General features: G+C 72.1%; 9 protein-coding genes. 2 read left to right on the forward strand and 7 right to left on the reverse strand.

The window, feature by feature from the left end; translation table 11 throughout:
• Nucleotide 1 precedes the first annotated feature (1 nt).
• Together ACSNOD_RS01595 and ACSNOD_RS01600 are read right to left on the reverse strand one after the other, a co-directional pair.
• On the reverse strand, nt 2-319 hold the full coding sequence (locus tag ACSNOD_RS01595) for a DUF397 domain-containing protein (protein WP_436764858.1): 318 nt from the start codon (nt 317-319) through the stop codon (nt 2-4).
• Complete coding sequence (locus tag ACSNOD_RS01600; RefSeq protein WP_436764859.1) at nt 316-1,128, reverse strand: helix-turn-helix domain-containing protein; 813 nt, start codon at nt 1,126-1,128, stop codon at nt 316-318. The genes ACSNOD_RS01595 and ACSNOD_RS01600 overlap by 4 nt, the downstream gene beginning before the upstream one ends.
• 253 nt (nt 1,129-1,381) lie before the next feature.
• Between ACSNOD_RS01600 and ACSNOD_RS01605 the strand changes: the two genes are divergently transcribed.
• Entirely contained in the window at nt 1,382-3,193 is a 1,812-nt protein-coding gene (locus ACSNOD_RS01605; RefSeq protein ID WP_436764860.1) for an ABC-F family ATP-binding cassette domain-containing protein, read from the forward strand.
• A 51-nt stretch (nt 3,194-3,244) separates the two neighbouring features.
• Here ACSNOD_RS01605 and ACSNOD_RS01610 read toward each other — a convergent pair whose 3' ends face one another.
• Genes ACSNOD_RS01610 through ACSNOD_RS01625 form a run of 4 tightly spaced genes read right to left on the reverse strand, consistent with a single transcriptional unit; the run spans nt 3,245 to nt 6,444 of the window.
• Entirely contained in the window at nt 3,245-4,063 is an 819-nt protein-coding gene (locus ACSNOD_RS01610; RefSeq protein ID WP_436764861.1) for a phosphotransferase, read from the reverse strand.
• A 16-nt stretch (nt 4,064-4,079) separates the two neighbouring features.
• The gene (locus tag ACSNOD_RS01615) at nt 4,080-4,991 is read right to left on the reverse strand and encodes an aldo/keto reductase (RefSeq protein ID WP_436764862.1); all 912 of its coding nucleotides are present in this window, start codon (nt 4,989-4,991) and stop codon (nt 4,080-4,082) included.
• The gene (locus tag ACSNOD_RS01620) at nt 4,988-6,190 is read right to left on the reverse strand and encodes a cupin domain-containing protein (protein ID WP_436764863.1); all 1,203 of its coding nucleotides are present in this window, start codon (nt 6,188-6,190) and stop codon (nt 4,988-4,990) included. Before ACSNOD_RS01620 ends, ACSNOD_RS01615 begins: the two co-directional genes overlap by 4 nt.
• A gap of 17 nt (nt 6,191-6,207) precedes the next feature.
• Nucleotides 6,208-6,444, reverse strand: coding sequence for a hypothetical protein (locus ACSNOD_RS01625; protein ID WP_436764864.1), 237 nt, complete (start codon nt 6,442-6,444; stop codon nt 6,208-6,210).
• 135 nt (nt 6,445-6,579) lie between these two features.
• Here ACSNOD_RS01625 and ACSNOD_RS01630 point away from each other — a divergent pair, with 135 nt between their 5' ends.
• Nucleotides 6,580-7,998, forward strand: coding sequence for a Twin-arginine translocation pathway signal (locus ACSNOD_RS01630; RefSeq protein ID WP_436764865.1), 1,419 nt, complete (start codon nt 6,580-6,582; stop codon nt 7,996-7,998).
• 48 nt (nt 7,999-8,046) lie between these two features.
• Here the strand turns inward: ACSNOD_RS01630 and ACSNOD_RS01635 are convergent, their stop codons facing one another.
• The gene (locus ACSNOD_RS01635) at nt 8,047-8,697 is read right to left on the reverse strand and encodes a TetR/AcrR family transcriptional regulator (protein WP_436764868.1); all 651 of its coding nucleotides are present in this window, start codon (nt 8,695-8,697) and stop codon (nt 8,047-8,049) included.
• Nucleotides 8,698-8,943 lie beyond the last annotated feature (246 nt).

Genomic DNA, 8,943 nt, shown 5'->3' on the forward strand with positions numbered 1-8,943 from the left:
CTCAGCTGTCGGGCGCGGGGTGCGGGTGCGTGGTGGCGAACGTGAGGAAGTCGCCCCACGCGGCGGGGGAGAACGTCAGGTGGGGACCTGACGCGTCCTTCGAGTCCCGTACGTGAACGAGGGCGGGCGTCGTGGCGACCTCCACGCACTCCCCGCCCTCGTCACTGCTGTGACTGGACTTGCGCCAGTCGAGGCCGACCTCTACGCAGTCACCGCCTTCCGGACCGCTGTACGTGGACTTGCGCCAGTCAATGGCCACCTCGACGCACTGGCCGCCTTCTGGGCCGCTGTAACTGCTCTTGGACCATATGAGGCTCATAGCTCTCCTAGCAGTCTCTTCAGGAAGCTCAGGGAGTCCTCGGGAGTGAGGGCCTGGGAGCGCAGAATCCCATAGCGCAGATTGAGGTCGCTGACGTCCTTGGCGTCGGCGATCAGACTGCTGCCGCGATGGGCTTCGCAGTAGACCAGCCGCTGCAGTTCCTTGGTCTCGATCAGATGCATGGGTCCGGCGAGGGCGGCATGGGCTTCCCGTGCCGTAGGCATGATTTGCAGGTCCATGAAGGGCAGCTCGGCGCATTCCAGAAGCCGCAGCAGCTGCCCCTTCATGACAGCCTTGCCACCGATGGGCCGCTCCAGGATGACTTGCTCCAGGACATAGCTCAGGGCGGGTGGCGGTGTCCGCGTGAACAGCGCTTGCCGCTCCATCCGAGCGGTCAAGCGACGCTCGATTTCCTCCTCGTCGAGAACCGGGCGGCCACTGCGGAAGACGGCACGCGCGTACTCCTCGGTCTGGAGGAGGCCCGGCACGACATGCGTCGCGTAGACACACAGTGCCGCCGCCTCCGCCTCGTACAGCGCGTACTCCTTGAACCAATTGGGCCACTTCTCCCGCGTGAGGAACTGCTCGCCCGCCTTGAGGAGGCCGCCCGCCCCCAGGACGTCGTCGGCCGCGCTGATGAGCCCCGGCGTCGGCACGCGACGCCCCTGCTCCACCGACTTGACCATTTCCGCGGAGTACCCGATGGCGTCCGCCAGTTCCTCGCGGCTCATGCCGGCCTTGGTCCGCCACAGCCGGAACTGGCTGCCGAAGTAGCGCAGCGTGGAACCCTCGGGGTCCTTGTTGATCAACGTTCCGCCTCCCCGCGCACCGGGCACCGCTGGGCGGTCACCGATACGCCACTCCCCGTACACGTTCGGTCACGGGACAGGCTAGTCCCGTGACCGAATCCCGGAAGGCCGGAAACCGAAAAGATTCCCCCTCGCCCCCGCGAGGGGCGACCTCGGCCGGGACGACCCCGTACCGGACCGGAGGTCACCCCGTCCGGCATCGGGCGGAGGCCGATTACCCTGGACTTTCATCGATCCGCGTCCCAGGAGTGAGATGGCCGTCAATCTGGTCAATGCCGAGGCAGTCAGCAAGGTGTACGGCACGCGTGCCCTGCTCGACGGCGTGTCCCTCGGCGTGAGCGAGGGCGACCGGATCGGCGTCGTCGGCCGCAACGGCGACGGGAAGACGACCCTGATCCGGATGCTGGCCAAGCTGGAGAGCCCCGACGAGGGGCGGATCACCCACTCCGGCGGCCTGCGCCTGGGCGTGCTGACCCAGCACGACTCGCTGGACCCGGCCGCCACCGTGCGGCACGAGGTGATCGGCGACCTCGCCGACCACGAGTGGGCCGGCAACGCCAAGATCCGCGACGTGCTGACCGGCCTCTTCGGCGGCCTGGACCTCCCCGGCTTCGCGCAGGGCCTGGACACGGTCATCGGCCCGCTCTCCGGCGGCGAGCGCCGCCGCATCGCGCTGGCGAAGCTGCTGATCGCCGAGCAGGACCTGATCGTCCTGGACGAGCCCACCAACCACCTCGACGTCGAGGGCATCGCCTGGCTCGCCGAGCACCTGCGCGCCCGCCGCTCCGCGCTCGTCGTGGTGACCCACGACCGCTGGTTCCTGGACCAGGTCTGCACCCGCATGTGGGACGTGCAGCGCGGCACGGTGTACGAGTACGAGGGCGGCTACTCGGACTACGTCTTCGCCCGTGCCGAGCGGGAGCGGATCGCCGCCACCGAGGAGGCCAAGCGGCAGAACCTCGTACGCAAGGAGCTCGCCTGGCTGCGCCGGGGCGCGCCCGCGCGCACCAGCAAGCCGCGGTTCCGGATCGAGGCGGCGAACGAGCTGATCGCCGATGTGCCGCCGCCGCGCGACAGCGCCGAGCTGATGAAGTTCGCCGGCTCCCGGCTCGGCCGGACCGTCTTCGACCTGGAGAACGTCTCCGTGACCGCCGGGTCGAAGGAGCTGCTGAAGCATCTGACCTGGCAGCTGGGGCCGGGCGACCGGATCGGCCTGGTCGGCGTGAACGGCGCGGGCAAGACCTCGCTGCTGCGGGCCATGGCGGAGGCCGCCCGCACGGAGGGCGAGGCCCAGCCGGCGGGCGGGCGGATCGTCGTCGGCAAGACGGTGAAGCTCGCGTACCTCTCCCAGGAGGTCGCCGAGCTCGACCCGAGCTGGCGCGTGCTGGAGGCGGTGCAGCGGGTGCGCGAGCGGGTGGACCTCGGCAAGGGCCGGGAAATGACCGCGGGGCAGCTCTGCGAGAAGTTCGGCTTCGGCAAGGAGAAGCAGTGGACGCCGGTCGGCGACCTCTCCGGCGGTGAGCGCCGCCGGCTCCAGATCCTGCGGCTGCTGATGGACGAGCCGAACGTGCTCTTCCTGGACGAGCCGACGAACGACCTCGACATCGAGACGCTGACCCAGCTGGAGGACCTGCTCGACGGCTGGCCGGGCTCGATGATCGTGATCAGCCACGACCGGTACTTCATCGAGCGGACCACCGACCGGGTGTTCGCGCTGCTCGGCGACCGGGCGATGCGGATGCTGCCGCGCGGCCTGGACGAGTACCTGGAGCGGCGGCGCGCGGTGATCGAGGAGTCCCTGGCCTCCTCGGCGGCCTCCGCGCCGGCCGCCGGCCCGGCGGCGCCGGTGCGGTCCGCGGCGGACCAGCGGGCCGCGCAGAAGGAGCTCCAGCGGATCGAGCGGCGCCTGGACAGGATCGGCGAGCAGGAGGCGAAGCTCCACGCGGAGATCGCCGAGAACGCGACGGACTTCGAGCGCGTGGCGAAGCTGGACGCGCAGCTGCGCGAACTGGCGGTGGAGCGGGGCGAGCTGGAGGAGCGCTGGCTGGAGCTCGCCGAGGACTGAACGGCGCGCCGACGGCCCCGTCCGGGTGAGAACGCCCGAGGGGCCGCCCGTTCACCGTGGGACCGGCCGGCGGTGTTCCCCGGCGGGCGGCGTGCGGGCGTCGACCAGGGCACGGAGCCTGGGGACCAGGTCGGGATGGTCGCCGCGGGACGCGGACTGGAGCAGCTCGGCGCAGACGACGAGGAGGGCGGCGCGGCCGTCCTCGCCCTCCAGCAGGGGCGCGAGCTCGCGCCGGACGCGGGCGGCGGTACGGGGGGCGAGCTGGGCGTAGGCGTAGAGCGTGGCGGCGTCGTAGCCGCGGGGTGCCAGTCCCCAGCCCTCCCAGTCGAGGACGGTGGCGCCCCGGGTGAGGTTGGCGGCGTGGAAGTCCCCGTGGGCGCAGGTCCATTGGGTGATGCGCGGGGCCGGCCGACCGGTGTACGCGGGGACGGCGCGGCTGATCCACTCCTGGCGCACGGCCGTACGGTCGGTCGCGGTGGCGGCGATGGCCGTCAGGCTCGTACGGATCGTCGCGAACCAGCCGTCCGAGAGGTCGAGCTCGCGGCGCAGGACCGGCTCGGAGGACAGCACCGGCTCGTCGACGTACGCGGTGAGCTCGGCCCGGTAGGCGTACGGGCCCGTGGCCCAGTCGTACAGCCCGTGCAGCGCCGGTTTCCGCACGGCCGAGAAGGCGGCGGCGGCCCGCTCGGTGCCCTCCCAGAGCTTGCCGCCCGCCTTCTGCCCGGGAACGGAGAGCAGCCGCAGCCAGCAGGGGCCGTGTACGGGGTGGTCGGCGCGCTGCCCGAGGGTGCGGCCGCGCCACCCCCACAGGCGCGGACCGCGCACGCCGGCCCCGAACGCGTCGGCCGCGGCGGCGTGCGCGGCCACCATGCGCCGGGTGTCGTCGTCAGAGGGGGGCGGCGAGTACATCGAGGACCGTCCGGAGCTCGTCGGAAGAAATGGCGGGCGCGCCGACCACGCCGAGGGCTTCGCTCCAGTGTGCCGCCTTCCCGGTGGCCAGGAGCACACGTGAGATCCCCGGGCACGAGGCAACGGCCGCGATACAGGCGGCGGCGACCGAGGCCCCTTCCCGGAGGAGTGCGGCGACCTCGGGGGTGGCCAGGGAGGGGAGCTCCCCGCCGTGCAGCGGCGCGGAGGCATGGATCTCCCAGCCCCGCCCCTCGGCCTGGGCGATGGGCCCGCGCCCGTGGAGGGCTTGGCGGAAGTGGGTGTCCATGACGAGGCTGACGGGCAACTGGATGATGCTCAGGTGGTGCTCGCGGGTCCCGGCCGCCTCGGTGGCCAGACGGTCGAGCACCGGCACGGTGAACGCCCCCTCGGTGAAGCCGCTCCACGTGGCCACGCCGTAGGCGGCCAGGCGCCCTGAACACGCCTGTTCCTCGAGGACGGCGAACGCGGTCCGGAGCCGGTCGGCCAATTCGTGGTGGTCGCCTCGGTCGTACTCGGGATTGTGCACGAACACCGCGTCCAGTCGGTCCCGGCCCAGTTCCGTGCGGCTGCGCTCTGTCTGCCAGCGCAGGAACCGGTCGGTGATGCTGTGCCTGGTCAGCGGGGTGTTGACGACACCGGCAGCGTGAGCCGCCCGTGCGGTGGCGGGAGTGAGGAACCCGGCCTTTGTGGCCACGCGCAGGTGGAGGTGATCGGCCAGAGCGGGAGCGAGAAGGCGGTGGGCGCGGCCTGCGCCGTAGTTGGGCGCGGTGTCGATCCACGCGTACGGGGAGCCGGCCGCGCGCCGGGCGGCGGCGGCCAGCTCCTCGCCGGGGACGCGGTAGGTGCCCAGCCCCAGCAGTGCCGTCACGATCCCTCCCGGCGCACGGTTGCCATTTGTGCCGCCACCAGTTCGGTCACCACAGTGGCCGCGTCGTCCAGGCCCACACCCGCCGCGTCGGCCAGCTCGTCCAGGCGGTGCCAGCCGATCTCCAGGAGCCGGCGCAGCAGGGGGCCGGCCACCGCCGCGGCGTCGAGTTCCTGCCCGGCGCCCCGGAGCCGCACCAGGGCCTCGCCCTCGACCGTCACCTCGGTGATACGGGCCCGTCCGGTCGTCAGGCGCACCAGGAGGTCCGCTTCGGCCGGGACTGTGGTGAGGTGGGGCAAGGACGGCCGCGGACGGCCCAGGTCTGCGGCGTCCTGGGCGTCGGCGTACCGCGTCAGCAAACCCGGGTCCCCCAATGCGGCTCCGACCTCTTTGCCGAGCGCCGACAGGAATGCCGCCTGTGCGCCCTGGTCGGCGTGCAGGGGCAGATCCCTGCGGAAGGTGTCGCAGGCCAGAAGCTCGTCGGCCAGCCAGTTCAGCAGGCGGGCCCCGGTGTGCGGTGGGGTGATGCCGCACGTCAGGTGCAGGGAGCAGGTGCCCTGGTCGGCGGTTACGGCGTGCCACCAGCCGCGCGGCACGTACAGCACATCCCCCGATCGCAGGACGAGCTCGGCGATCGGCTCGGTCGGCGGTGGTTCCGGCTCGGCCACATCCCGGTGCAGCGGTACCCGGCGGGTGGGCCCGAACAGGCGCCACCGCTTGGCGCCCTCGATCTGGATCACCACGACATCGTGGTCGTCCCAGTGGGTGCCGAAGCCCTCGGTCGGCGTCCATGAGGCATAGGCATTGACCTGGACCGAGGACCGCAACCAACTTTCCAGCCCGGCCGCGAGATCGCCGATCGGTTCGTGCAGGTGGTCGATCTGGTCGATGACCAGGGAAGCCCCGCCGGCCAGGCACTGGTGCAGCTCGGCGGGGTGGACACGCTGCCATACCGTCGAGCGGCGCGTGGTGACGGCCGCCGCGTAGCGGTGCAGCGGCAGCATGTCGCCACCGGCGGTCAGCCGCAGGCGGGGCGGTTCCAGACGGTGCCGGGCAACGATGTCGCTCAGGGTGTCGAAGGAGACCAGGGCGGCCCGCTCGGCGCCCGTGAAGACGCCCTTCACATGTCGGTAGTCGCGGTGCAGCGTCCGGGCCAGGAATCGGTCCCGGCCCAGACGCTCCGCGATGCGCGCTCGCGCCATCGCAGGATCAGCCGCCGTCAGTCGTTGCCGTCGCTCTTGCCCGTGCCACCGCCATCGGACGGGGTGGACCCACGGCCGCGGGCCGCCGCGATGTTCCGCCGGCCCCGCAGCAGGCCCTCGGACCGGCCCGTCGCGGGGTCCACGCCCGTGACGTTCGCATGCGCGTCGGAATGCACGTTCGCCATGATGCTGTCCTCCTGGATCGCGCCGAGTGGCCGGATCACCGGCCGTGCCACCAGGGTGGTCCCGGCCACGGCGCTTCGTCATTGCCGCACCCAAGCGGGGACATTGCGGGTCGCCCGCAATCGCATCAGGGCTCCGGGAGCACGGACCAACGGCTACCGTGAGCAAGGCCGCCCACCATCCCGTGCCTGCATCCGGGGGACCGCATGGCCACCGTAACGCGCGCTCGCCGGGCCGAAATCCTGCGTCAGTCGCAGCGCATCCGTATGCGCTGCCAACAACAACGCCGCACCCTCGAACGGACCGTCACCGAGATCCGTACAGCGCTGCCGGAGGTCACCGCCCTGGAAGCCTGGCGCCTGGCACTGGGCTGGTCACGAGCGCAGACCATCGAGCAGATCGCCGGGCTGTACGCGGCCGCCGGGCTGCGGCCCCGCGGACTCACCGAGGCCATGCTGTGCCGCTGGGAGCACGACGGGAGCGAGTGGCCCGACGACGAGTACGCGGCGATGCTCTGTCGTGTTTACGGAGCCCGGCCCGAGCAACTGGGACTCGACCGTGCGCGTGCGGCTTCCAGTGGCGTCGTGTTCCGCTACGGTCGGGCCCACACCGCTGCCGACGGGTGCGCCCCGCGTGAACAGGAGCCGATGCGGATGACCACGGACGCCGGACTTCCCGCGGTACGCGAAAGTCTGCATCTCGCGCTCCTCGCCAGCCCGCAGGGCGGCCCGCTGGTCGCCGACCTGGCCCAGGCGGCTGTTGACCACTACGCGCTCAACTATGCGAAACACCCGCCTCACCTCCTCTTCGAGCAGGCCCGCGAGGTCCGCCGGCTCCTGACGCCGCCACTCGAGAGCGGCGCTGCCGACGAGGGAGTGCGGCGCCAAGTGGGCTGGCTGACCGCTCTGCTGGGCAACCTCGCTTACCACCTGGACGACACCACCGGTGCCCGCGCCCACCTCGCCACCGCCGCGGCCTACGGTGCCCGGACCGGCGACCGCCGCCTGGAAGCCTGGGCCTGGGGCGCGCAGAGCATGGTGGCCCGAGCCTCCGGCCATATCGCAGCAGCCATCCAGTACGCCGAACGGGGAGCAGCCGCCGCTCCCCAGGGGCTCGTCCGCGCGCAACTGAACGCCTGGGCCCTCCTGCCGGCTCTCGCCACCGCGGGCCGCGGCGACGACGCGGACCACGCCCTCCGTACCGCGCTCAACGAACTCGACGCGGCCCGGAACCCGGAGGCCCCGGGCCGCTTCGGTTTCGACGCCGCCGAACTCGCCCTCCACCAAGCGGAGGCATATCTCCTCCTCGGCCGTGCCGCCGATGCCCGCGCACGAGCGGAGGCGTCGTTGTCGGGCTGCGCCGAGGCCACTCCCGGTTGGGCAGCGGCCGCACTGGTACTCGCCCGGGCCGAAGTACCCGACGCTCATCGGGACGCGGTCCAGCGAGCTCACAAGGTCCTGGACCGCGTCCCACCCAGCAGGCTCCGGTCCACTGCCCGCACCCGGCTCACGCACCTGGCCGACGTGCTGACCAGCCGAAGCGAATCCGCCGCCGGCAGCCTGGGCGAACGCCTGCGGACTCTGCCGCCGTCGATCGACGCGCACGGACACGCCGTCACGAGCTGACCACCGGCCCGGCCGGCCCCGAGGGCGACGGACTGAGCCCGGGAGGGGTCAGTCCGTCTTCTTCTTGCGGGAGACCGCCGTCTCCGCCATGCCGGGGAGGAAGTCCGTGAACAGCTCGTGCACCTCGTGCACGAGCGGCCGCAGGACGCGGAAGCGGGCCAGGGACACCCCGCGCGTGGTCAGCCGCGCGCCCCGGTCGGCCAGGCGGCGGGTGCGCTCGCGGCCGGGGGAGCGGTCGAAGACCCAGTAGAGGACCAGCCCCATCTGGGAGAGCCACAGCAGCTCGGGCAGGACGTCGACCAGCTCCGCCGGGACCTTCGCCTTCGAGCCGGCCAGCACCTCGCGGTGGACGTCGATGGCCGCCTCGCGCGCGTGCTCCGACTCGGCCGAGAAGGGGCTGAGGGGGCTGTCGGGGTCCGCGGCGTTCTTGAAGAACTGCGCCGCGAACTCGTGGTACGGCTCGGCGATGTCCAGCCACGCCTGGAGGACCCCGGAGATCCGCGCCTCCAGGTCGGTCTCCCGGTCCAGTACGTCGCGCACCGCCGCCTGGTGCTCGGCGGCGATCCGGTCGTAGAAGCCCTGGATCAAATGTTCCTTGCCGGCGAAGTAGTAATACGCGTTGCCGACCGAGACCCCGGCCTCGGTGGCGATGGCCCGCATCGTGGTCTTGTCGTAACCGCGCTCCTGGAAGAGCCGCATGGCGGTCTCCAGGATCAGCGTGCGGGTCTGCTCGCTCTTGGCGGGGCGGCTCTCGCTCCTGGCGGGGTGCGCCTCGTCCTTGGCCGGGCGGCTCTCGCTCCCGGCGGGGCGGGTTTCGTCCTCGGCCGGCCGGGCCTCACGCCGTGCCGGGCGGCTCTCGTCCTCGGCCGGCCGGCCCCCGTTCTCCGCTGACACGCTCTTGGCTCGCTTCGCTGGCTCTGAACGTGCCAGCAGAGCCAGCGAAGC

The sequence above is a fragment of the Streptomyces sp. URMC 123 genome (assembly GCF_051386515.1).
In the GTDB taxonomy this organism is placed as follows: Bacteria; Actinomycetota; Actinomycetes; order Streptomycetales; family Streptomycetaceae; genus Streptomyces.